A 24725-nucleotide genomic window follows, 5' to 3' on the forward strand; every position below is an offset into this window, starting at 1 on the left:
AGATTATGAAAAAAGGAATAGTCACCGCCTTGCTGTTACCGGTGTTAAGTCTTGCAGGGGTTAGTTTCAACGCGCAAGCCACAGAAAGAATGTACGGGCTGGCGACGGTGGGTTATACCGATGCAGAATTTGGCGACACTGAGAATAAAGGCGTGGCGTACAGTCTTGCGCTGGGTCACCAGTTCAGCAGTAAATGGTATGTAGAAGCCGGCTACCAGAATTTACTGGACGAAGAAGGCGATACCGATGCGCTGAAAGCCCAGGGCCTGTATCTGGCAGTGCTGGGTAAAGCGGGCGGACGTACCGGCGAGTTATACTACAAACTGGGCGTCATGAATGTTGACGTTCAGGGTTTGCAAAGCATTGAAACAGGCAGTTGCCAGGTCAGTGATATTGATTCAATCCCTGAAGGCTTTTGTGCTTACGATGATGGCATTATTGCCGGCATGGCCGGACTGGGCTTTGACTATCACGTCGGTCTGAACAGCATGCTGCGAATGGAAGCTTTATACGTCCGTGGTCAGGACGATTTCGCTGCCACCGTGCTGAACCTCGGTTTTCGCTACAACTTTAATTAGTCTCTTCGCTGTATGTAAAAGTAATCCATCAGCGGCTGTTACCGTATGAATAGTATAACAGTTGCTGATGGAGTATCTCCCCGATGAAAAATGAACTGGAAAGTAAATTTCTGCTTCAGGTGTTCGATAAAATTCGCCAGAGCGGCGAGAAGAAAGACGACAAATATTTACTTAACGGCATTGTGGCATTCACTGACCATGATGGTTACACCTTATTTATTGAAGATGCTAAGGTGAAGTTGCAGTTCGGCTTTCACAATCAGTACCGTTTTGATTATCCGTCTCAGGATGCTTATGATCAGTTCGAGAAAAAACTGAAAGAAATCGATAAGCAGTATTAGCCTGTTCTGATCGTTTAAGCAGACTCATCGGAGTTTTCCTGCTTTCTTTCGCCTGCCGGTATGCTGGCAGGCGACAAATGAGTACAATAAGCAGTAAATAATTATCCGGATGGTTTGTTTTTGTCTGCTGCTATAAAACCCCCTGTTTTCAAATTTTCCTATCTCGGCCCTAAATATTGGGGCGTCTGGCTGGGTGCCGGCGTGCTTTATCTCTTATTGTGGCTTCCGTTTCCTGTGATCCGCACGCTTGGTGCCGGAACAGGAAAACTCATCGCCCGGCTGTTACCCAAGCGGGTAAATGTAGCCAGACGAAACCTGGCCCTTATGTACCCTGAATTGTCAGCCGGTGAGCAATCAAGGTTGCTGGAAGAAAATATCCGTTGTACGGGAATGGCGCTGTTCGAAACCGGAATGGGCTGGTGGTGGCCGGCGTGGCGGATTAAGAAACACTTTACCGTTGAAGGTTTCGAGCATGTCGAAGCGGCGCTGGCTCAGGGAAGGGGCGTATTTGGTATGGCGCTTCACAACATGAACCTGGAGTTTGCCTGTCGTGGATTGGGCTATGTCCATCCTGCTGTGGGCTTTTATCGAAAGCATGATAATCCGCTGATGGATTATCTTCAGTATCATGGCCGTGCGCGCTCAAATAAGTACATGGTACATAAACGAAATGCTAAAGCCCTGCTTGCAGCAATGGCCGAAAAAGAGCTGTGCTTGTATCTCCCTGATCAGGATTACGGCCGGGCGCAAAGTATTTTTGTACCCTTTGGCGGAGTGAAAGATACGGCAACCACCACGGCGACTCTGATGTTCGTCAGAAGAACTGACAGTGTGCCGCTGATCATCACTTCGCAGTACACGCTGGACGGTTATAAAGTGAAATTTTACCCGCCTCTGGAAGCATTGCGTGAACTGGAAGATGTGCCTGCTCTGACTTTGCTGAATCAGCACATTGAAAAAATTATCGCTGAACAGCCTGAAAGCTATTTATGGGCGCACAAGCGATTTAAAACCCGTCCTGATCCGGATGCTCCGTCGCTTTACGACTGATGGCTATTTAGTTGTTTAGTATGATTTTTTCCTCACAAAGTAGCCGTGAAGTCCATTTTCTGTCTATACTGAAACGGGAATAACATGCGCTGTCCGGATGTATTGTATGGCCACTAAACAAAGACAATCAGATGCTGCCTTCTGGGCAAAACACATTGGCGTGGCGCTTGCCACGCTGGTGGTTGCCGGTATTGTGGTTATGCTTTACGAGCAAAACAAATCATCAGCTCCGCAAAAACCTGAAGAGGAAAAGTCCATTTCACAGGGGCTCAGTGAGTTTTACCGTGAATACCGGATGACGGCCAGCGATCCTATTGAAGATCAGGAAAGCGACTTTGTGGTGGATCTGAACAACGAGGGCGGCAGCCTGGACAGTCAGTTGTCCGGTATGTCCAGCGAACTGAAACCGGCTAATAACCGCTGGGTCGGTGAACACAAGAACAGGAGCTTTAAGCCCGGCAATACCTTACGTGAAGCCATTACCCGTTATGCCCAGCAGGAAGGGATGCAGGTTATCTGGGATCTGGACCAGGACTTTGTCATCAAGTATCACTTTCAGATTGATAACACCATCGTCGGTTCATTATCGGACATTGCCAGTGCCATTGATTCAAACTTTGAAAGCGGAGTAGGCACGTATGTGTGTCCGCAACAACGTTCTCTGGTGGTAACCGATGAAGTGACGCCCTTTCTGAAGAAAAACTGCAACGTTGTAAACTAACATGTCAGTTCAGAGCCGGAGATGCCCGGGGCTGAAAGGGGCGCCGGCAGAAAGCTTCAGCTCAGGCAAAGACTTCCTGCCAGATTTTCTGTACACCGGCTCTGATATCACTTAAATCCTCTTTTCCTGCATACCTGTGGTCAGCCAGCGTTAACTGGTGATATCTGTCACGCAAATCCAGATACGCTTCCTGTAGCTGACTGGCGGTATCCTCAGTGATTAATCCCGCTTTGCCGGTTTGTTCAATAATGCGAAGATTATCAGGAAAATCCATCAGGCCCGGATACTGAGTGGCGTAGTCCAGTACCCAGAACTGAGCCATAAACTCAATATCTGTGATCCCGCCGCTACATTGTTTAAGGTCGAGTCCTTCCGCATTATCTTTAAGCAGGTGCTCCCGCATTTTTACCCGCATCTCAGTGATGTCTTTTGCCAGAGAGCCTGTGTCTCTGGGTTTGGCGAGAATCGTTCTGCGGATATCTTCGAAAGACTCAATCACCGCCGCATCGCCGGTAATGGCTCTGGCTCTCACCAGCGCCTGATGTTCCCAGGTCCAGGCGTCTTCCTGCTGATATTTTCTGAATCCGTTGAGATGGCAGCTTAACAGGCCGGCATTGCCCGACGGCCGTAGTCGCAGATCTGTTTCGTACAGTTGTCCGGAAAGGGTTTTAGTGTTCAGCAGATGCATGATGCGCTGAGCCAGCTTAATATAGAACTGAGTGGCATCCAGCGTTCGCTTGCCGGTAGTGTGGCTGTCCTGCGGGGCGTTATGTAAAAACACTAAATCAAGATCGGAGCCGTAGCCCAGTTCAAAACCGCCAAGCTTGCCGTAGCCCACAATAGCAAAACCGGTTTCTCCTTCCTGCAGGTGAGACGGCGGGCCGTAACGCTCTGTGGTGTGCTGCCAGGCGCTGTTGAGAACACTCTCCAGTACGACTTCTGCCAGAGCCGTTAACTTGTCACTGACACTGGCTACCGGCAGAGATCCGCTGATATCACTGGCGGCAATGCGCAACTGCTGACAAAGCTTAAACTGACGCCATGTATCCATCAGCAGCTCTACGTCTTCAGGCTCAACACGCAGCAGGCTCTGGCGCAATTCGTCACGGTAAGTATCCAGGCTTTGCCGGTATCCCGTTTTTTGCTGTTGCAGATAAAGTGGCGTCAGCAGTTCGTCCAGCAGAAGAGGGAATCGTTGAATTTGTTCAGCAATCCAGTTACTGCGGTCACAGAGTTTCATTAACTGGCGCAGTACATCGGGATTCTCCAGTAACAAATCCAGGTAAGTGGTACGCCCGGTAATCGCACTGATCACATTCAGCACCCGCTGCAGCACGGTTATCATTTTTTCCGGCGCTTCTTCTGACAGAACGTACAGGACTTCCGGCATCAGTTTGTTCAGCGTATCCCTGCCACGTTGTCCCAGCCGCGTATGAGTCAGTTTTTCTTTAAAATTGCTGAGGATTGAAAAAATAGTGCGGCCGTCTTCTCCGTCAAACCGAGGTGTGGTCAGGGCGCAAAATTCGTCTTCTGTCAGTTCAAGATCCCAGGCGTCCCTGCAGCGCAGAAACACAGAGTCATCTGCGTCATGATTGTCTTCACTGCTGTCGATAAGCTCGCGGAAGCGGGAATGTACGCCATGACACACTTTTTCCAGTTCCTGAAGAAATTCATCGTATGAGGGGAAGCCGGTCACTTCTGCAAGTACTGTCCGGCGGAATTCATCAGCCGGAAGGAGCTGAGTTTGCTCATCATTAATTTGTTGCAGGGTATGTTCAGTTTTCCGTAGGAAAAGATAATGACTGTAGAGAGTTTCTATATCATCTTTTCCGGCCAGTGCTAATGCGGCGATAGCAGAGAGTGTGTCGTGCAACCCTTTAACCTGCAGGTCCGGCTCGCGGCCTCCGTGAATCAGCTGGAAACTCTGGGCAAAGAATTCAATTTCCCTGATGCCGCCGGCTCCCAGTTTTATGTTGCCGGTAAGTTGTCTGCGGCGCTGTTCGCTGGCAATTAATCCTTTCATTTCCCGCAGTGACTCGATTGTCGTGAAATCCAGATAGCGGCGGTAAGTAAAGGGTTTAAGAATACTCTCAACCTCAGTGCGGTAGGGTGACGGGGGATTCAACACGCGGGCCTTAATCATGGCAAAGCGTTCCCAGTGTCGTCCCTGCTCCTGATAGTAATCTTCAAACGCTGCCATGTGCATGACCAGCGGGCCGCTGTCACCGAATGGTCTGAGGCGCATGTCTACCCGGAAGACCTGACCATCCGGCGTGATTTTATTCAGTAAATTAATGAGCTTCTGAGCAAGCTTAATGAAAAATTGCTGATGCTCCATAGTTCTTCGTCCGCCTGAGGTTTCGCCTTTTTCTGGATAAACGAAGATTAAATCGATATCTGACGAAAAATTCAGTTCTCTGCCGCCGAGTTTTCCCATACCTAAAATCAGCATGGGCTGCGGGCCTTCGCTCCCTTCAGGTGTGCCGAAACTACGGCAGTGAGTGCTGTAAAGCGCGTCATATGCACAAAGGATCAACGCGTCCGCCAGCGCGGATACCTGTTGTAAGGACGTTTCTATGGATTGCCGGTTCAGCAGATCCCGCCAGGCGATTCTGGCCATGTATTGATTACGGAAGCGGCGTAAAACGCGCATCATTCCGGCTTCATCAAGGTCGTTTAACAGTGGCTTCAGGCTGTCACTGAAAGCTTCAGCGGTTACCGGAACCGGAGCGTCTGAGAGGCAAAATTCAAGGTTTTCCACATCCTGCATACACTGACGAAAGATAAACTCACTGCAGCCCGTTGCCGCTATGACCTCTGCCTGATGTAACTTAATTTGCTCACCCAGAGAATGCCGTTCATTCAGAGCCTGCCAGCAAGCTGTTCCCTTTTCAGTGATAATCCTGTTTTTTACTTCCTTCGTAGGCATAATACATGTTTTCGTCAGAGTGAATGTGCACCGAGTCTGGCACAAGATGCACAGGGTCTCCAGTCCTGTTTAACGTTGAATACGGAGTGAATATTTCATGGATGCACTGGTAAAGCTGAACCCGCTGCCCCACGATTTATGGGTTTATCTGCTGATAGATTTTGGTCTGGCTTTATTGCTGTTAATGGTCATGAAATGGTTGTCCGGTGCGTTCCGCAAGCGCTCTGTAGTAGAAGAGCTGGGAGTGCAGGATAACTTCGCTTTCGGGATCAGCATGGCCGGCGGCATGTTGTCACTGTGTATCGTTGTTGGCTCAGTGGTGGGTCGTCATGTGGGGCAGGGATATCTGGAAGCGACAAAAGGTATGCTGATTTTTGGTTTAACCGGGGTATTACTGGTTAAGTTCGGCCGTTATGCCCATGACAAAATTGTGCTGAATAAGCTGGATACCATGGACTTAATCGGAGAGCGCAGTGTCAGTGTTGCCCTTGTTGATGCTGCCAGTCTGATAGCCAGCGCCATTATTTTACGCAGTATGATGTTGTGGGTGGATGGCAGCGATATGAACGCAATTATCGCTATTGTGACCGGCTTTACTGTCGTGCTCGCTTTACTGCTGATGATGACCAGGGTGTATGAAATACGGTATGCACGGGACAATCAGAACGACTCATTTCAGGGGGCGCTGCGAAAAGGACAACTGGCACTGGCGGTGGAACATGCGGGCAACCTGTTAGGTATCGCGATGATTGTGTCGTCGGCAAGCCACCTGCTGACTTATCACCCGTCAGGCTATGTCAGTAATATTACCGGCTGGCTTGCCACCGGCGTGGTGCTGTCCCTCGCATTACTGGTGCTGGTCACCATCAGTAAGAAGTTATTGCTGTTCGGCCTGAACTACCGCCAGGAGGTGGATCAGCAGCATAACATCGGCGTGGCCTGTCTTGAGTTAACGCTCAGTATCGGGATTGCACTCATTGTGAACGGTGTGCTGGCGTTTCTGGATTAAGCTCAGCACGTTTTGAATTGAGAAGTGCAGTCCGGGAAGTCGCCGGGAAGGGCTTTTTTACCGTCAAGCAGGGCGGTTTTCTGTCTTTTACTGAGCTGCTTAAGCCTGTATTCCGCTTTCATCGCCGCAGATTTGTCTGTGGCAGATACCACCATCCGGAACACCAGTGGCGCTTTGCCTTTAAGCGCCTTTGCGCCGCCTTGTAGTTCGCCTCTGTGTTGACGGATCCGTCTGGCCGGGTCTGTTGTGACACCGGTATAGAATTGTCCCAGGCGGTTTTCCACCATATACACATACCATGACGGTGCCTGCGTCTGCTCTTTTACTTTGATGGCTGGTATACTCTGCTGCAACTTTGAAGATAGTCAGAAAAAACATGATTCTACCAGACTTTAGCACAACCCGTATTTTGATTGCCGGCGATATCATGCTTGACCGCTACTGGACTGGCGGAACCGCTCGTATTTCGCCGGAAGCGCCGGTGCCTGTGGTTAACGTAAACAGCACAGAAGACCGGCCGGGCGGGGCAGCTAACGTGGCAATTAATGCTGCAACACTGGGGGCAAAGGTGACGCTGCTGGGCTTGTGTGGCAATGATGATAATGCCGGTATACTCGAACAGCGTCTGTCATTGCATGGTATTTCCCATAAGCTGGTGCGCTGTGAAGGTTACGATACCATTACGAAATTACGGGTAATGAGCCGGAATCAGCAGTTGTTAAGACTGGATTTCGAAAAGAGCTTTGCTGAAGTTGACAAAGCAGCGCTGACTCAGACTTTTTATGAGGCGCTTCCGGAGCATGACCTGGTCGTATTATCAGATTATGCAAAAGGCTGTCTGACTGATGCGCAGGCATTTATTCAGGCTGCAAAAGAAGCCGGTAAGCAGGTCATAATCGATCCTAAAGGGAATGATTTCAGCCGCTATGCAGGCGCCACGTTAATTACACCTAACCGTGCAGAACTTGAAGCGGTGAAAGGCAAAGCAGACAGTGAAGAAGTCTTAGCTGCTCAGGTTGAGTCATTAAGAGACAGCTTGTCGCTGGAGTCTGTGTTGCTGACCCGTTCAGAGCAGGGCATGACCTTGTTTAAACAGGGCGACAGTCCGTTTCATCTGCCGGCAAAAGCCAAAGAAGTGTATGACGTTACCGGTGCCGGTGACACGGTGGTATCTGTACTTGCCGTATCAATGGCGGCAGGCTGCAATATGGCTGATGCCTGTGTGCTGGCGAATCTGGCTGCCAGTATTGTGGTTGGTAAATCAGGTACTTCCACAGTATCGACTACAGAACTTGCGGTGGCACTGGGAGAGCAGGCCAGCCATCTTGATGGTGGTGTGATGACTGAAGAACAATTGCAACTGGCGATGAAGCAATCCCGTCACCGTGGTGAGAGAATTGTCATGACGAACGGTTGTTTCGATATTCTGCATGCGGGCCATGTGAGCTATCTGCAAGCCGCTGCAAAATTAGGTGATCGTCTGATTGTGGCAGTAAACGATGATGCTTCGGTCAGCCGTCTTAAAGGGCCAGGACGCCCTGTTAACAACGTGAGCCGGCGTATGGCCGTGCTTGCAGGGCTCGCCGCGGTAGACTGGGTCGTGCCGTTCAGTGAAGATACGCCGCAGCGCCTGATAGCCGGCCTGCTGCCGGATATCCTGGTGAAAGGCGGTGACTACAAAGTGGAAGAAATTGCCGGCGGCAAAGAAGTCATGGAAAACGGCGGCGAAGTGCGGGTATTGCACTTTGAAGAAGGTGTATCTACTACAGGAATCATCAGCCAGATCGTCAGCGGACAACAATAAGCTCTTTTATTCGCCAATTTGTCCGGTTAAGGCATGGCGGTTAACCCAGCTTTACGATACCCTTGATGCACACAAGAAGTGGTTTTCAGTATCAGCGGTATAATACATGTACGAAAGTTTTTATGGACTTGATTCCAAGCCGTTCCAGCTAACGCCGGATCCGGCTTTTTTCTTCGCCAGTAAATGGCACAAGCGGGCGATGTCATACCTGCAATACGGGTTGTCTCAGGCGGAAGGATTTATCGTTATCACCGGAGACATCGGTACGGGTAAAACCACTATCGCAAACAGTCTGCTGGCTGAAATTGAAGACGATATTGTTGCTGCACAAATTGTGACACCAAAACTGACACCGGATGAACTGGTGAAGATGGTTGCATCTAAGTTCGGCATCAATGTGGCCGGCCTCACCAAAGCCGATATTCTTAAAGAGCTGGAAACGTTTCTGTTTGATTTAAGCAAACAGGGTCGTCGTGCGCTGTTACTGGTGGATGAAGCGCAAAACCTGCCACTGGAAACCATCGAAGAGCTGCGTATGCTGTCCAATTTCCAGCAGTTCGGAAAGCCATTGTTGCAAAGCTTCCTACTTGGTCAGGAAGAGCTTCAGCCAATTCTGCGCGCACCGAATATGGAGCAATTCCGTCAACGTATCGTGGCCTCCTGCCACCTGGCCCCGTTGATGGAAGAAGAGACAAAACGTTACATTGAGTACCGCATGCACCATGCGGGCTGGAATGGTGAGTCTTTGTTTTCTGATGAAGCCTTTTCCCGTATCCATCAGTTTACCCGCGGTGTACCCCGCAAAATTAACACCCTGATGGACCGTATACTGTTGTTCGGATTCCTTGAGGAACTGGAAACGCTGGACGAAGAAGCGGTAAATACTGTCATCGACGAAGTTAAAGATGAAATGTTTGTGCCGGATGCGCCGGTGATGGACGATGAGTCTGACGATATCGACGAAGATATGGATTTATCTGAAGTGGTTGCCAGTCTGAAAAAGAAAGGTCCTCATCAGAAGCTGGTGACGCCAAAAGGCAAAGAAGTGCAGGATGCTGAGTATTATAAGGCCATGCTGGCTGAGCTGGTGGATGCGCTGGATGACGCTATCGCGCACAAGGTAAAATTGACTCAGTACATTGATAAAATGCTGAAGAAAAAATACCAGACGTATGCCCGGCTTAAAGAGGAAGATGAAGACTGAGGATCCCCGTTTTCTTCTTCACACAAACGTGAAAGACAAACAAAAAAACGCCGCTGTGAAGCGGCGTTTTTATTTGAATTTAACCGGCACAGACCTTACTCAAAGTCGTAGCGGATAGTCACACTGATGCGGCGTTCGTTGTAGTCAGCACCATAAGCGCTGGTAGCCAGAGAGCCTGAACGTGTGACGTAACCAGTTTCCACATCACCACTGAAGTAACGGCTGAATGTACGGCGCAGGCCAACAGACGCGAACCACTGTTCGCTGTCACGGTCGGTACCGTTATTCATTTGTTCAGTGACACCGTAGCGCAGGTTACCCAGTAAGCTCGAGTGACGGCTCAGCTGATAGCTGCTGCTAAGGTTAGCAGAGTAGGTTTTACGTTGTTGATCAAAGTCCAGATATTCGTCATCTGCGTATTGCAGATTAAGTACGATTGTACCGCGACGCCCCTGGATACCAAATTCACCGTTTGCAGCTTTTCTCAGGAAAATCGCATTAGATAACTCAAGCCCAGTCGTAATAAACTGCAGGAATTGCTCGTCGTCTCCCAGCGTGTAGTCCAGTGAAGAAGGTTGGAAACAGGCATCTGCCGTAAAATCTCCGGTAGGGCATACAAACACGCCCAGAGACTGCGGCGTGGCAATCAGCTGACTGAATGATGTGACTTGCTCAGAATAATTAACGGCACCACGGATCTTGCGGGTATTGTAGGTAATACCGGCACTGGCTGAACGGCCATAAAACCGGCGTCCGATTGAAGCCTGAACACTGGTACGCGGTGTCAGTGCCCATGCGGCGTCAACACCCACAAAAACATCGCCGTCATCCCGTTCTACGTCTGAATCTACTTTGTTCGCAGTTACAGAGATATAACGGCCGGCAGCTTCACGGTAGGTTATACCCACACCGTAGCTTTTAAATTCCCGTTCATTAGAGAATTCATCGGTACGGGCTACAAGCTCATTGGCATCGTAGCTGGCGGTGACCCGGATACCCCAATCGTTATAGATCATGCTATCCAGTGCACCGGTGGCGTATTTACCGATATAGTCACCGTTGCCCGACTCTTCTGAACGTTCCAGCTTCGTGTATGTGCTGTTCAGATTCCAGAAGTAATTTTGAGCATTGTCACCATTCATGAGGTAAAGGGAGCCTGCTACAGAGTCATTGTTCAGCCCGATATTAGGACGAAACTCGGATTCTTCAGCATTGGTTTTTGCAAAGACCAGCGAACCACCGCCGGCAATCCAGTCACCTTCAGGAATGGTCAGGTAGGCGCCATAATTCTGTGTTTCTACTTTCGCCAGCGTTTCCGCATTTAAGAAATAATCAGAAATCAGGAAATCACCACCGGAGCCATCAATGTAGCTCTGGTTTCCTGACGCGCGGAAGCTCAGAATGTGGTCTATCGCCTGCCAGTTTGCGTTATAAGAAAATTCTGAGAAGGTATCTTTACGGGCAACATCTTCAGAGTCACGCTCAAGGTGAGTGACACTGCCAATTACCGTACCGGAGAAAGTACGGGAGTCGTATCTTAAAATACCTTCAGGCTTCACAGAGAAAGTCACTAATTCTTCATTACGAACATCAGAGTGACGATTTTGAAGAATGGTAGAACCTTCTACAGAAGCAGACGCATTAAGCCCCTGAGCGTGCGACAAATGCGTCATCAGCAACAAAGCTACCGGCGTTAAAGCCGGTAACCATTTTTTGTTTGAACGCTGTGCATTGCGCATACTAAGAATCTTGCCTTTCTGCGTAGTAGTATCCATAGTAACCGGTTCCTTCCGGATCGTTATGGACCGACTTGTTAACCACAAAGCCGATTGCCATGTCCGGGTTTAATCGTTCTACCGCATGACGTACGTCATTAAGCTTTGATTTACCTTCCTCGACTACCACAACAGCTTGTCCGGCAAAATTAGCCAGTACCGCTGTTTCAGTTATACCAATTAAGGGAGGTGTATCAAAAATAACGATACGGTCAGGATAGCGGTTAGCAAATTCATTCACAGTTTCAGCCATTTTCTGGCTGGCCAGTAATTCGGTAGTCAGATGGTGAGATTTACCCGCCGGGATGATTTTAAGTTTATCCAGGTTGGTAGGGTAGAGTACATCTGAGATGTCTTCTACTTCACCGGTCAGGTACTCCATCAGTCCTTTGCGGCGTTTAAGTCCCAACGTATTTAATACGTTAGGCTTAAGTACATCGGCATCTACCAGCAGAACGGTTTTATCCTGTTCTGCAGCGATACTCATCGCAAGGTTACAGGCGGTAAAAGTTTTACCTTCTGACGGACGACCACTGGTCACCATGATGATATTGCTGTTATTCAGCGTTGAAGAGATCGGGCCGAAAGCATTGTTAATCAGCTTACGTTTTATTTCCCGGTACTCTTCGTTTATTTGTTTACGAACACCATTAATCGAAATGTGGCCATTTTGTTCAAGCCTTTCGATATCCAGTGTGAACGGTTCCAGCTGTGTGGGTGCGCCGTCGTGCTGACTTGCGACAGACGAACGGGCAGCAACTTGTTGGCCGGGACGTTGTGCAGTGGTCTGAGGCTCAGCAGCAGCCTGCTGAGCAGCGAGTTCTGCTTGTTTTTTCTGGGCTTCACGCTGACGTTGAAGCGCCTTTTCAATAGTACTGCTCATTATAAAACACCCTGCAGTAGATCGATGTTAAGCAATTCTGCGCCAACCAGTACACCGTAAATTAATACCAGCACACCCGACGACAGCAGGAATATTGCCATTCGCATACGGTTAGTCTTGCGAATCTTATCAATATTCAGATGCGTGACTGTACCCCATACCGGGTAATCAGTAATCTGCTGTAGCTGAGATGCACGGATAAGCAATGGTGACAGCTGACTGAGCAGGAATGCCAGAGCAACACCCAATCCAAAGCTTACTAATAAAACCAGCGTGTAATAGATGATGCGGTACGGGCCGGAAGGCTCGTTAGGTTTCAACGGCGGCTCAATAATTCTGAACTGTAATTCCTCGGCAGATACATCCGCACGTCTGGACAGGTCCGCAGATTCACGGCGGGCCAGCAGTTCTTCATATTTACCCTTGGTAATATCGTAATCACGGTTAAGTGCCGCTGATTCTGCTTCGATTTGCGGAACCAGGTCGATTTTAGACTCAAGAGAAGCGATACGACGTTGTAAATCCTGTTCTTTCACATTTAACGCTGCAATAGAACTTTGATGACGGCTGATCTCAAGTTTAATTTCCTGATTCAGGTCGCTCATCGGAACGTCATCACCTTCGCCGTCACCGGCGTTAAGAAACTCATCGATTTCTTTTTGACGGGCTTCTTCCAGATTTGCCAGCAGCGCTTTTGATTCAATCACGTCAGGGTGTTGATCAGTAAAGCGTAGCTGCAAATCATCCAGCCGTTCTTCCAGCGCTTTGATCCGTTCGTCGTAACGGGTTCGCAATACGGAATCAGTTTGATTCGTTACACCAAAGCTGTCACCGGCACTTTTGGCCTTTGATAACTGATTTTGTAAGGACTCAACCTGTTGTGTCGTCTGCTTAATCTGAAGGCGGGTGGCTTCCAGCTCATTACTCAGTGTCTGCAGTGTTGAGTAGAAAGTGCCCTGTAGAGGAAGAATATTATTGTACTGTCGTTTAAATCCGGCCAGTCGCTGTTCGGCTTCTGACAATCTGGATTCGTACTCTGCAATCTGTTCATCAAGGAAACGGTTAGCTGTATCGGTATCACGACGGTTGTTACCTAACGCGCCTTCTACGAACAGGTTCAGTGTTTCCTGCACCACGGTTTGCGCCATGGCCGGATTCTTATTTTCATAAGAAATGGTGAAAATATTGTCTCTGCCGGTTGAACGTAACTGGATTTGTTGAGTCAGACCATTAACCAGATTATCAAAATCCTGGTCAGTGGTCGTCGTCAGATCTAAATCACTTTCACGGGCAATGGTTTCAACGTTTGAGCGGCTCAGTAGTGTCTTTGCCATCATCTGGATTTCCTGATCCGGATTGGATTGGATCGCCAGACCTTTAAGCAAAGGCTGAAGTACTGAACGGGTATCAACGAACACAACCGCCTGGGAGCGGTAAACATCCGGCAATAGTGCTACATACGCGAAACCTATTGGACAGAGTATCCAGGTACACACCATGATGAGACGCTTTTTAACCCAAATTCCCTTTAAATAGTCACTCAGCTGACCAAGGGTGCGCTGTAAATCCTGCATTTAATGTCCCAACTACTTTTTACAACTAGAACCAGGCTTCTGGAATGATTACGATATCGCCTGGCAGAATGTCGACATTCTTAGTGATGTCGCCATTACGGATTAGCGCGTCGATGTTCACGTCATACGTTGTCTGACGGCCATCTACAACACGAACCAGCTTGGCATCATTGCCGTCAGCAAATTCTGTCAGTCCACCCACTGCAATCATCAGATCCAGTAGTGTCATGTTTTCTGTGTAGCTGATCGCGCGTGGGTTAGTTGCTTCACCGATAACGCGAACCTGTTCGCTTAACGGACCGGCAAAGTTATTAACGCTAACGGTTACACGGGGGTTGTTAATAAAGGTAGAGAGTTGCTCTTCAAGCTCGCGGGCAAGCATAGAAGGCGTTTTACCGGCTACATCAACATCTTCAACCAGTGAAGTTGTCACTTTACCGTCCGGACGAACGATAAACTGACCAGAAATTTCAGGGTTACGCCAAACAAAAATGGTGAGCGAATCGCCCGGGCCAATGAGATACTGATAATCGTTCACATTGGTTGTCATTGATGGGTGGGCCGTTGCCTCCGGCAACGATGAGTGACTTGTGCATCCAGAAAGGGCTGTCATTGCGCCGACAACCGTCAAACTTAAAACGTGTTTAGACCAGTACATGAGAGTTCATCCTACACTCGATATGATTAATTTTTTTGCCTTAATGTAATTTACCCTACGGCAAATACCACTATAATGCCAACATCTTATGTAGTCTATTACAATAATAACCTTTATCATGAACAAAGATGTTGCAGTATCAGGGGGCCAAGGGTGGCGATAAATAAGCACAATCAGAGTAAACGATCAAATATACTTGTAGTGACCGAAGCTCTGCTCGTGGCGTATATGGCATACATTACGCAGTTCATTTTGGTTCAGATCGGTGTCAGTGAAACAGTCAGTATTGAAAAGCTGGTTGTGAATGTGGGAATGCTGACCGTTTGCATACTCGTTTGCTCACTGTCTGTGGGCCTTTACGAAGCTAAGCTCAGAGAGACTTTCCGCGGTATCATCCGGCGCATATTTGTCAGTGTCGGCTTAAGTTATTTCTTGGTAGAGGTGGTCAGCAGAGCGCTGTTCGACGAACTCACCATGCACTCCTATTTTCTTCCGGCCGCCGTTGCCAGCATCATTATTACGCTGGTGATTTTCCGCTATTTTACAAATCGCCTTGGCTTACTCGGATTAGGCAAAGTGCGCATTGTGGTATTAGGAGCCGGTGAACGGGCTTCTATTATTGAAAAGCGTATGCGGCGGGATGTTGACCGTATCGGATTTGATCTCATGGGATTCATTCCCATACCCGGTGATAACCGTGAAGATGGTATTAAGAAAGAAAAAATTATTCATGTGAAGGTAGACGAAAACTTCCAGCAGTTTATTGCCGAGAATGAAATAGAAGAAATTGTCATCGCCTGCGATCAGCGCCGGGGTACATTGCCCATTGATGTGCTTTTCGAATGCCGTTTGCGTGGTATAGAAGTCACAGACCTGCTCGACTTCATGGAGCGCGAGACCGGCCAGATTGTGGTCAACCTGATGTATCCGAGCTGGGTCATTTACTCCAATGGCTTCCATAGTCAGAACTACCTTCGTGATGCTATGGATTACCTGCTTAACGCGTTTCTTGCCTCCTTTGTATTCTTCTTTACCTGGCCGTTCATGTTAATTACCGCCACCATCATCTGGCTGGATGATGGACGCCGCACCGGCGCTTCGGTGTTCTACAAACAGGAACGTGTGGGGCTGAATGGTAAGTTGTTTAAAATTATTAAGTTCAGAAGTATGCGGCCTGACGCCGAGAAAGACGGCGCGAAGTGGGCCAGTAAAAATGACGACCGCGTGACCCGGATTGGTCACTTCATCCGTAAGTACCGGGTTGACGAGCTGCCGCAATTGTTCAATGTGTTTAAAGGTGAGATGGCTTTTATCGGTCCGCGCCCTGAACGCCCTGAATTTGTTGAAAAGCTTGTTCGTGAAGTACCGTATTATAATCAGCGTCATAACGTAAAGCCGGGCCTGGCAGGCTGGGCGCAGTTAAACTATCCATATGGTGCAAGCGTCGAAGATTCTATGGAAAAACTGAAATTCGACCTTTACTATGTGAAACACCAAAGTTTGCTGCTGGATATCCTTATCCTAATCAGAACTGTAGAAATTGTGTTGTTCGGCAAAGGCAGATAACACGCCGGTTTTGTGAAGAAACAGGGATGTTGTATTCATATCAGGATGTAGAACATGAAAGAAAAGGCGGGAATGTCAGGTTTCTTGCAGTCACACCCGGCAAGATTTGTTTTCTTTGCGTTAAGTGCGCTGACGGTATTGTGGGCAGTGGTCAATTATCCGGTCATGATCACTTTGTGGCGGCATGGCTTTGACGATGGTACTTATTCCCATGCGTACCTGATCCCGTTTATTTTTCTTTATTTATTGTATGTGCTCGCCAACAAAGGTGAGCTTACACCCCGCCAGGCCGTTTTCTGGCCTGCTGTCGTTTCTTTTGTTGTCTTATTTATTGCTTACTACTTCTCCATCGCCGCGCAATTGAGCCTTGCGGTGTGGGTATTGTCGCTGGCCTTATTGGCAAACAGTTTCTGGTTACTGGTTCCGTTCACTGCAGGGCTGGCTTATACCGTAGCGTTCCTGTTGTTTATGTACCCGCTGTGGGGCGCACTGCAGTTCGTGCTCCAACATCTTTCCGTGTTTGCTGTTATGAAAATCATGGGGTTCACCGGTATTCCTACTTATGTGGAAAATACTTCGGTAATGATCCCCGAAGGGACGTTTGTTATCGCCGGTGGCTGCAGTGGTTTGCGTTACTTCATTGTTTCTCTGGCTATTGGTTCTTTGTTCGTATTTCTCAACCTGAGAAATAAAGTTTCAATAGCTAAGTTCATGACGCTGGCCATTGTCGGTGCACTGATAACCAACTGGATCCGAATCGTTGCGCTGATACTCATTGGTCATTTTTCGGATATGCAAAGTGAACTGATGCGGGACCATAATAACTTTGGCTGGTATATCTACGCGCCGTTTATCATTCTTCTCTTCTGGTATGGTGAAAAGCTGGTGAAAAAAGAGCCCGCTGCAGAAGAGTATTCACCTGAGCCGGGTACGGGGCGTTTTGCTTTACGTAAACCCGTAGTTGTTACCTCAGTGTGTTTCCTGATTTTGAGCTCCGCGGCTTTACAGCTGACTTTACATGCTGATCCCGCGCCGCTTGGCCAGACTTGCAAAGGTTTGTCTGCTATTGATGCTGAAGTTGCTCCGGTTCTTCCGTATGAGGGGGCTGTGTGTGTTAAAGAACAGCGTTCTCAGGGATACGCATTTGAAACGCTGAGTATTTTGTTCGACGGGTCAGATCTTGACGGTAAGCCTACACAATATCAGGTGAAGTCAGCACCTGTAGAATGGCAGGAAATAAACCGGATAACCGATGGCAGCTGGACTATTCAACTGGTCAGTGACGGACGGCATCTGCATTTGTTTGCCCACAGTTTTATTGCACCCGGCGGCGAAGTGGCTTCCGAAGGTGAAATGAAGAAATTACGTATTGAAAATGCACTCAGAGGGGAGCGCCGCTCCGGCCTGTTATGGGCCCATACTGTCTGTGACAGTAACTGCAATACTCTGACACGGAAGTGGCAGTTGATTGCAGACGCATTTGAATATCAAAAATACTGACAGCTATGCAACTGCGCGTTATTGATACACCGGAGGAGGCTTTCAACGTAAAGCCACTCTGGCAGGATTTGTATCAGCGGGCAGAGAATGCACATATTTTCCTCAGTCCTGCGTGGAATCTCACCTGGCTCGACACTTACCGGCACCTGATATCACGGTTACAGTTCCTTTGTGTTTTCCATAGCAATGGTCAAATGATCGCTGTTCTGCCTTTGTATGAACGTAAAGGCGAGCCCTTCCGTTTACGTTTTACCGGCACCGGTGAGCCTGAAGAAAGCGAAGTATTCAGTGAATATCACGATGTGCTGGTATGCAAAGAGCATGTTGATACTGTCACTGCTATTCTTATCGAAGCCATCAAATCAACCGGCAAAGGGCTGGTGCTTAATAACGTAAAACATGATGCATTGTTGTTGCGGTTAGCCGACGAAGCTTATCCGCCGTCCCTGGTTGAGAATACAGTGGCACAGAAACGTTACTTCATGACCCTTGAAGATGACGGTTTAGCCGGAACAAAGCTCAAAAAGAAGGCGAAGCGCTACTATAACCTGTTTACCCGTTTAGGTGGTCAACTGCATATATGCAGCGATCCGGCGTCGCTGGATGCGTTCTATTCTGTGCTCACAGATTTACACCGGTTGCGCTGGGAAGGGGAGCAGCAAAACACCATTTTTGATGATGTATATTTCAACCGCTTTCATCAGTCTCTGGCTGGGCAACTGCTGAAGCAGGGTACTTTACTGCTGGCTTATGCCGAAGTCGGCGGAAAGCCTGTGAGTGCATTTTACGGCATGAAGTCCGGTAATTCTGTTCACTTTTATCAGGGCGGTATTGATAGCGGATTCAGCCCGAATATATCTCCCGGCACCCTTATCCATTATTTAATGGCAGAATATGCCGCAGGGCAGGGGATGACGGAATATGACTTTCTTAGCAGCGGTGTGAAACAGAGCTATAAACAGTCGCTGACGGAGTTTTCTGAACCTGTTTACAGTATGACAGCTTATGCATCAGGATGGCAGAAGCTGGTAATAAAGGCTTTGGCATTCGCCTCCGGCGTTGCCCGTAAAGCCGGATTGCGTTAACACAATCCAACTCACCGTATTGAAAGCGCGCTGAGGAAGCCCTGCGCGCAATTTTCCCATGTGTACTCTGACACTGAATGACGCAAGGCAGCGTTATCCCAGTCTTTCTCCAGCGCTTTTTGCATAGCATCAGCCAGCGTTGAAGCATTGAGCTCCTGCACCAGGATGCCGTTTTCTCCGTCACGGACAATTTCAGGGATCCCGCCTACTGCGGTGGCAACAGGTGGCACGCCTGCCGCCAGGGATTCCATGATGACATTAGGCACCCCTTCACGGTAACTTGGCAATACGAGGGCTCTGGCTTTCGCCAGAAGAGCCGGAATATCATCATGCAGAACAGCGCCATGAAAAGTAACGATATCGTCAAGGTTATTGCTGCTGATTTGTGCTTTAAGCTTATCGCTCTCGGGCCCTTTACCGACAATATCAAGGGTAAAATCAAGACCTCTGGCTTTCAGTAGGGCTGCGGCACCGGCCAGTTCATACACCCCTTTTGTCGTCAGCAGGTTGCCTATAAACAGGAACGACTTGCTGTGGGTTGTGGCATCACTCAAGGCGAATTTATCGAAGCTGACGCCGTTGTAAACCACATTGCAGCGGGTAGACGCCGTAGCCAGAGGAACGATTTTCCCGGCAAGATCACGACTGACCGTTATCACTTCATCTGCAAGGTCAAAAGCACGCAACATCTGTTTTTGTCTGGCAGAGTGCCGGAAGTGATAATTGATATCTGTTCCCACGCAATGAATGGCGACTTTACGATTTCCCCATTTTTTGAACAGGCTGGCGATGACGCCTTCAGGATATGCCCAACTGGCAACGATATGTTTTGCCCTTATCAGTCTGATGAGGGGAAATACACACAAGAGCATGGACAGGAACAGGGTCAATGCATAGGTACGCCGTCCAAAGCCGGGCAGAAAGAAAAAAGGGAACAGAGTGGCTTCTGAGTTTTTCAGATTTCTTTTCAGAAGCTGCCGGAACCACACAGGAGCCGGCACCGGTGTCAGTACATCCACATCGCAGTGCATTCTTAACGCTGATACGATTTGCTTATTATAAGCGGCCCGCGCAGGCTCCCAGGGAAGAGGGTACAGGTTGGTAAAATAAACAATGTGTTCTTTCTGCATGGATTAACTGACTGCGTTCAAATAAGTTCGGGATACCTGCTCTATAGAATAGGATTCTTCCACGAGTTGTTTACCGTTTCTGGCGAGCATTTGCCATTGTTCAGGACTGGAGGCCATGGTTTTCATGACTTCGCTGAGAGCGGCTGTGTCGTCTTTACTGAAAAGGCAAAAATGATAGCGTTTATCGAGGTTCGGTATTTCACCTACCGGCGTTGAAATGGCAGGCTTTCCTCTTGCCAGCGCTTCAATAAGGGCCATCGGAAGCCCTTCAGTGGTTGAATTGATCACCAGACAATCCACATGCCGGTATATCTCATCTTCATCAAGAACATTTCCATGCAGCACAACACGATGTTGTAAATTGTGTTTTGCCACAGCAGCTTCCACCGCCGGCCTTTCTGGTCCGTCACCAAATAAATGTAATTCAGATTGCGGTATATCAGCCTGTGCAAATGCGTTGACCACTTTATCAATTTGCTTCAGGGGAACCATCCGGGCAACGCAAGCAAACTTAAACGGTGTAGCAGGTGCGGTAATGTCGCCCTTGCTTAACAACACGCCATTAGGAATAACGTCTGTTCTGGCCGGTTCCCAGTTATAGCGCTGTTTTACGCTTAGTTTAACTTTCTCTGATACAGCGAAGTCTTTATTAATATAAAGCGCTGCAAGCCAGTGACTGAGGCGCATACCCTTTTGATCCGGTGAGTCTTCACCGTGATGGGTGTACAAGACTTTTTTACCCATAAGAAAAGGGAAAACAGGCATAAAGGCGCGGATCACAGCCGGAGAGTGAATATGTATCACATCGAATCCTTTCAGGATCCTGACCGTTCTGACCAGTCTGCGGATAATGCTCTCGTTATTATTAATGACGCGGATCCCACGGCTTTCCAGCACTGACTGAAAAGGCTCTGCCGGTTTGCCAAAACTCAGTGCTGCCACTTTATAACCAAGAGCGTGTTGACACGTTAATAAATTAACCGCGCACTTTTCTGCGCCGCCAACCTGAAGGCTGCTCACGCAATGAAGGATTCTGGGGTTTGTCATGGCTATATCCGCTTTGCGTAGGTCAGCATTTTCTTAAGTGCTTCGTCATCCATCATATATTCGATGGGGAAACGACAGAGGTCATAGCGGTTCTTTGCCAGATTTACATTGACGCCGGGATGAAAGTTGAAGGCAATCTCATACCCGTTATCTTTAAGCGCCTCAATTACGCAATCGTTGTAGGTGTTCTTGCTGCCAACGGGATAACTGAATGCTTTTACCGGTTTTCCCAGTTTTTCTTCCAGAATCGCTTTAGAGTGGCTGAGCTCAAACAGCATCTGATCGTCACTGAGTTTGGCGAGTATGTCATGACTGTGAGAATGGGCACCGATATCCATACCATTATTACTTAACGTAATGACATCGTCCCAGGACATAAACTCTGCATCCGGATAGGGGGACGGCATACCGACAAAATCTTCCAGCTCTTTAATTTGTTCGCCAATAGGGGCAGCGCAGCGCTTAATCTGATTCAGAATTAACCGGATAAAGATTTGCGGGTTAGTTTTAAACTCAACCGTCTCTTCCCAGCCGGGTAATTTGATTTTTTGAATATGTGAGCGCTGAATAAGATACGCGACCTTATCCCACCAGGGGAGTTCGTTGTTTTCAATGAGCCCGGTAGCAATAAAGAATACAGCAGGAATATTCAGCGACTTCAGAATAGGGTAAGCCAGCTCAAAATTGTCTTTGTAGCCGTCATCAAAAGTAACCAGTAAGTAACGTTTGTCCGGTTTCGGACTGGTTGATATTAACTGGTTTAATTCCGCCAGGCTGATGATTGTGAAACACTCCTGTAAAAAGCGCAGGTGTTTATGCAGGTTCTCAGCGGAGCAGGAGTATACATTCGGATCGAGTTTGCTGGTCGTCATATCGCCGATACGGTGTAAGTTAAGTACATATACACCGTCCGGCAGGTGTTTCCAGCGAAAAGCTGAAACACCTATCATAGACTCAAGCTTGGATTGTATCCGTTTCGCGAGCACGTTAAATCCTTTTAAATGCAGGCTTCTTCAATATAAAGTCACGGTAGTCGTTCGGGTCGCCTTGCTTCCCGGCTTCCGCCGCTTTAGCAATATTATACATTTCACGGGCGCTGACATAGTGCAGCTTATATTTTTCACCGTCATTATACTTTTCATTCAGGTGACGGTGCATTATTTCAACCGGTTCGCCCAGCAGGGCGCCCATGTCTGTGTCCTGGGCTCCGTGGGTATGGATCTTAATGAAAATCCATTCAGGACGGCCTTCAACGTGGATATGCTTATCCACCCAGTTATCTACTCTGCCAGGAGTCGGACGACAGTTGTCCCTGATATCCGCACGTTCAATTTTAGGTAAAATACCGAACTTGAAGGCTTCTTTGTTAAAGCCCATCGGGCCTTGCATGATAAGCAGATCGCCCCAGGCCTCACCACCGGTCTTCATCAGCTTTCCGGAATTATAAGACTTAGGCTTAGCCGGATCGTCCTTCGCGTAGTGGAAGCAGTTGGTCAGTGCGGGCTGTGTCGCGTCCGGCGACGGGAAAGTCATATCCACATAACAGCCGGTTTCTTTCAGTACAATGAGTTCATCATTCACACCACACCAGTGACCATGGGGATGAGAGTTATCCAGCGCCCAGTTGCCATGAATAAATGCATAGACAGGTTTGCCGGTTACCGGATCGGTTGCCAGTGCACCGTGTTTCTCATGCAGTGTTTGCGCGAAATTTGATAATACGGTGCGCAGGTTGTCACTGGTATCATCTTCATGGTGAAGGTGAATTTCGATTTCACCAAATCCGCGGGCACATAAGTCTGAAAGCTTGTTCAGATGCTCTTCCCGGTATTCTTCTTCCGGAAAGAAGAAAGAGTGTTTAGGGTGGTAACCATCGGCGTCGGTAAATTTGGACGCCATAACAGGGTAGTCCTGCATCCAGCGGTCAACCCGGGCACGCTCCAGTTCAATGTTATCCTTATTCAGCCATTGGGGTTCGTAGTGGTCTACGAAACAAAACATCACGTGGGTTGTACCTTTGACTTCCGGCTTAGACGAGAAGAATGCATTTTTCCAGTATCCCAGGATCCAGGTCTGCATATCTTTTTGATAAATCAGCGCGGTACCTAAACCGGCAGCAATTAATATCAGAACAATGAGAGCGAGAACAATATAGGTGATCATTAGCGTGCCGTACTTTTCCAGGTTGCAGACTGTTTAGAAGTTAAAAATCGGATGAAGCCCTGGCCGAGGGAAATATTCATAGAAACAAAAAAGGTGACCAGTTTAATTATGCTGGCTAACTTGCCTTTCTTATCATCATTTAATGTCAGGCCATAATTATAAGTAAAATAAAAAAGTACCTGGCCGGCAAACAGCACACCGTACAGAGGACTTGTGAATGCCAGCAGCGCACCGCTTACCAATGCGACAAGCATAAAATGCGGCACAAACCAGCGTAAGATTTTGTGACTGATATAACTGAAGCACCGGGTGCCAGCTAACGGGTTCAGTGCCCAGGTCAGGCGCATCATCGCCTGGTAATTGCCTGCGCCAATTCTGATGCGACGTCCGGCCTCTTCTTCAAGGTTAGGCGCAATCTCTTCCGTTGCCCGCGCTTCAGGGTTATAGGTCAGTTTATAGCCCTGTCTGGCAATACCCATAAACACGCAGAAATCATCAATGATAGTATTTTCCGGTAACGGCTCATACAGTGCTGTCCGGATAGCATAAATAGCGCCATTCGCTCCGAGCATGGCATTAATACGGGACTCATGAAACTTCAGTACCTGCTCGTATTGCCAGTATAAACTGTCTTTATTTTTTCCGGAAAAGGCATCTACAAGTTCCAGTTCTCCGCATACACCGCCAACTGGCTCCTCACGGAAGTCCGCGACCAGCTTTCTGACAGCATCGGGTTGAAAAAACGTATTCGCATCAGAGAAAACTGTGACAGGTGTCGATACCCGTGTCATCAAATCGTTAAGCACATTGATCTTTCCGCGGTTTTGCTCAAAAACAACGGTTTCCAGACAGGGAGCAGAGAATGATGTCAGAATATCATTGGTGCCGTCTGTGCTGCCGTCCGAACCTATGAGGATCCTTAACTTGTCCGTCGGGTAATCCAGTTCCAGAAGGTTCTCAATACGCGCCTTTATGCACTTCTCTTCGTTAAATGCAGCGATGACGATAGTGACGTCAGGTAAATCGGCTTCACGCTTTCTGCGGCCCTGTTTACTAAGCACAAAACGGGTGTCTTTAATTGCCTGATGAAAACTGCTGACAGCAAGTAATATCACAGGATAAATCAGGTAGGTATAAAGAATGGCGACTACACTTAGCCAGAAAATGAATTCCATGGTTGTACTCATCAACGGGGCTTCGCAGGAATGCCCAGCGCAGTGCAGCCGGAAGGGATGTCTTTAACCACCACAGCATTAGCGCCAATTTTCACATTATCGCCGATGGTTACCCCACCGATAATTTTTGCGCCGGTACCGATGAATACGTCGTTGCCGATAACCGGTGACTGACCTTTTTCATCGCCAATCACTACGCCACTTTCGATAACCACACGGTCACCGGTTTTGACCTTGCTGTTAATGACTACACCCACGGGGTGCATGATGACAAGGCCACGGCCAAACTCAGCTTTCACGCCAATGACACAGCCGTTGATCCACTTATTCAACATTTGAAGCAACAGACCTGCAGGACTTAAAATACCGTGGCGACAGCGGTGGGACATTCTGAACAGCAGTGTTGCACTGGTACCGTCGGTTAACAATAACCGGGGCAAAGATAAATGCGCACCGTCATCAGCAAACACTGCCTGTTTGTATCGCAGATCACTTTTTACTTTATCAAACACTAACTTTAAAACCTTTACTGT

General features: G+C 48.3%; 22 protein-coding genes. 10 read left to right on the plus strand and 12 right to left on the minus strand.

Annotation, left to right across the window (positions count from 1 at the left end):
* The first annotated feature begins 5 nt into the window (after window positions 1–5).
* The 4 genes from ACXAGR_RS02080 (at window position 6) to ACXAGR_RS02095 (ending at window position 2690) form a co-directional block, all read left to right on the plus strand.
* The gene (locus ACXAGR_RS02080) at window positions 6–578 is read left to right on the plus strand and encodes an outer membrane beta-barrel protein (RefSeq protein WP_474847821.1); all 573 of its coding nucleotides are present in this window, start codon (window positions 6–8) and stop codon (window positions 576–578) included.
* 83 nt (window positions 579–661) lie between these two features.
* Complete coding sequence (locus ACXAGR_RS02085; protein ID WP_474847823.1) at window positions 662–919, plus strand: DUF3081 domain-containing protein; 258 nt, start codon at window positions 662–664, stop codon at window positions 917–919.
* Window positions 920–1039: 120 nt separating this feature from the next.
* Complete coding sequence (gene lpxL, locus ACXAGR_RS02090) at window positions 1040–1969, plus strand: LpxL/LpxP family Kdo(2)-lipid IV(A) lauroyl/palmitoleoyl acyltransferase (protein ID WP_474842704.1); 930 nt, start codon at window positions 1040–1042, stop codon at window positions 1967–1969.
* Between the two features lie 106 nt (window positions 1970–2075).
* Complete coding sequence (locus ACXAGR_RS02095) at window positions 2076–2690, plus strand: TcpQ domain-containing protein (RefSeq protein ID WP_474847825.1); 615 nt, start codon at window positions 2076–2078, stop codon at window positions 2688–2690.
* Window positions 2691–2751: 61 nt separating this feature from the next.
* On the opposite strand, the gene glnE is transcribed toward ACXAGR_RS02095, so the two are convergent.
* A complete protein-coding gene (gene glnE, locus ACXAGR_RS02100; protein ID WP_474847827.1) occupies window positions 2752–5619 on the minus strand; it encodes a bifunctional [glutamate--ammonia ligase]-adenylyl-L-tyrosine phosphorylase/[glutamate--ammonia-ligase] adenylyltransferase in 2868 nt (955 codons plus the stop codon).
* Window positions 5620–5716: 97 nt separating this feature from the next.
* On the opposite strand from glnE, the gene ACXAGR_RS02105 reads away from it, so the two are divergent.
* Window positions 5717–6628 (plus strand): DUF350 domain-containing protein, encoded by a 912-nt coding sequence (locus tag ACXAGR_RS02105; protein WP_119502065.1) that lies wholly within the window; start codon window positions 5717–5719, stop codon window positions 6626–6628.
* Between the two features lie 2 nt (window positions 6629–6630).
* On the opposite strand, the gene ACXAGR_RS02110 is transcribed toward ACXAGR_RS02105, so the two are convergent.
* Window positions 6631–6915, minus strand: coding sequence for a GIY-YIG nuclease family protein (locus ACXAGR_RS02110; RefSeq protein WP_474847829.1), 285 nt, complete (start codon window positions 6913–6915; stop codon window positions 6631–6633).
* Between the two features lie 89 nt (window positions 6916–7004).
* On the opposite strand from ACXAGR_RS02110, the gene hldE reads away from it, so the two are divergent.
* Together hldE and ACXAGR_RS02120 are read left to right on the plus strand one after the other, a co-directional pair.
* Entirely contained in the window at window positions 7005–8432 is a 1428-nt protein-coding gene (gene hldE, locus ACXAGR_RS02115; RefSeq protein ID WP_474847831.1) for a bifunctional D-glycero-beta-D-manno-heptose-7-phosphate kinase/D-glycero-beta-D-manno-heptose 1-phosphate adenylyltransferase HldE, read from the plus strand.
* Between the two features lie 106 nt (window positions 8433–8538).
* Window positions 8539–9636: an XrtA/PEP-CTERM system-associated ATPase gene (locus ACXAGR_RS02120; RefSeq protein WP_119502062.1), complete on the plus strand. Its 1098-nt coding sequence runs from the start codon at window positions 8539–8541 to the stop codon at window positions 9634–9636.
* Window positions 9637–9731: 95 nt separating this feature from the next.
* Here the strand turns inward: ACXAGR_RS02120 and ACXAGR_RS02125 are convergent, their stop codons facing one another.
* From ACXAGR_RS02125 to ACXAGR_RS02140, 4 genes are read right to left on the minus strand one after another with little or no spacing between them, the layout of a single operon-like run.
* A complete protein-coding gene (locus ACXAGR_RS02125) occupies window positions 9732–11411 on the minus strand; it encodes a TIGR03016 family PEP-CTERM system-associated outer membrane protein (protein ID WP_474847833.1) in 1680 nt (559 codons plus the stop codon).
* The gene (locus ACXAGR_RS02130; protein ID WP_474842692.1) at window positions 11377–12294 is read right to left on the minus strand and encodes an XrtA-associated tyrosine autokinase; all 918 of its coding nucleotides are present in this window, start codon (window positions 12292–12294) and stop codon (window positions 11377–11379) included. Before ACXAGR_RS02130 ends, ACXAGR_RS02125 begins: the two co-directional genes overlap by 35 nt.
* Window positions 12294–13868 carry an XrtA system polysaccharide chain length determinant gene (locus ACXAGR_RS02135; protein WP_119502059.1) on the minus strand — a complete coding sequence of 525 codons (1575 nt, stop codon included), beginning with the start codon at window positions 13866–13868 and terminating at the stop codon, window positions 12294–12296. The genes ACXAGR_RS02130 and ACXAGR_RS02135 overlap by 1 nt, the downstream gene beginning before the upstream one ends.
* A 25-nt stretch (window positions 13869–13893) precedes the next feature.
* Complete coding sequence (locus ACXAGR_RS02140; RefSeq protein ID WP_442858431.1) at window positions 13894–14481, minus strand: XrtA/PEP-CTERM system exopolysaccharide export protein; 588 nt, start codon at window positions 14479–14481, stop codon at window positions 13894–13896.
* Window positions 14482–14679: 198 nt separating this feature from the next.
* On the opposite strand from ACXAGR_RS02140, the gene ACXAGR_RS02145 reads away from it, so the two are divergent.
* Genes ACXAGR_RS02145 through ACXAGR_RS02155 form a run of 3 tightly spaced genes read left to right on the plus strand, consistent with a single transcriptional unit; the run spans window position 14680 to window position 18677 of the window.
* Window positions 14680–16092, plus strand: a complete 1413-nt coding sequence (locus ACXAGR_RS02145) for a TIGR03013 family XrtA/PEP-CTERM system glycosyltransferase (RefSeq protein ID WP_474842690.1) — start codon at window positions 14680–14682, stop codon at window positions 16090–16092.
* A gap of 54 nt (window positions 16093–16146) precedes the next feature.
* On the plus strand, window positions 16147–17592 hold the full coding sequence (gene xrt, locus ACXAGR_RS02150; RefSeq protein ID WP_474847835.1) for an exosortase: 1446 nt from the start codon (window positions 16147–16149) through the stop codon (window positions 17590–17592).
* A gap of 5 nt (window positions 17593–17597) precedes the next feature.
* The gene (locus ACXAGR_RS02155) at window positions 17598–18677 is read left to right on the plus strand and encodes a GNAT family N-acetyltransferase (RefSeq protein WP_474847837.1); all 1080 of its coding nucleotides are present in this window, start codon (window positions 17598–17600) and stop codon (window positions 18675–18677) included.
* A gap of 11 nt (window positions 18678–18688) precedes the next feature.
* On the opposite strand, the gene ACXAGR_RS02160 is transcribed toward ACXAGR_RS02155, so the two are convergent.
* Genes ACXAGR_RS02160 through ACXAGR_RS02185 form a run of 6 tightly spaced genes read right to left on the minus strand, consistent with a single transcriptional unit; the run spans window position 18689 to window position 24704 of the window.
* Window positions 18689–19807 (minus strand): glycosyltransferase, encoded by a 1119-nt coding sequence (locus ACXAGR_RS02160; RefSeq protein WP_474847839.1) that lies wholly within the window; start codon window positions 19805–19807, stop codon window positions 18689–18691.
* 3 nt (window positions 19808–19810) lie between these two features.
* The gene (locus ACXAGR_RS02165; protein WP_474847841.1) at window positions 19811–20854 is read right to left on the minus strand and encodes a glycosyltransferase family 4 protein; all 1044 of its coding nucleotides are present in this window, start codon (window positions 20852–20854) and stop codon (window positions 19811–19813) included.
* A gap of 2 nt (window positions 20855–20856) precedes the next feature.
* A complete protein-coding gene (locus tag ACXAGR_RS02170) occupies window positions 20857–21840 on the minus strand; it encodes a polysaccharide deacetylase family protein (RefSeq protein WP_474842680.1) in 984 nt (327 codons plus the stop codon).
* 1 nt (window position 21841) lies between these two features.
* On the minus strand, window positions 21842–23017 hold the full coding sequence (locus ACXAGR_RS02175; RefSeq protein WP_474842678.1) for a hypothetical protein: 1176 nt from the start codon (window positions 23015–23017) through the stop codon (window positions 21842–21844).
* Window positions 23017–24204, minus strand: coding sequence for a glycosyltransferase family 2 protein (locus ACXAGR_RS02180; RefSeq protein WP_474847843.1), 1188 nt, complete (start codon window positions 24202–24204; stop codon window positions 23017–23019). The genes ACXAGR_RS02175 and ACXAGR_RS02180 overlap by 1 nt, the downstream gene beginning before the upstream one ends.
* Complete coding sequence (locus ACXAGR_RS02185; protein WP_474842674.1) at window positions 24204–24704, minus strand: serine O-acetyltransferase; 501 nt, start codon at window positions 24702–24704, stop codon at window positions 24204–24206. The genes ACXAGR_RS02180 and ACXAGR_RS02185 overlap by 1 nt, the downstream gene beginning before the upstream one ends.
* Window positions 24705–24725 lie beyond the last annotated feature (21 nt).

It is taken from the genome of Alteromonas sp. ABH4_457, from assembly GCF_056160625.1.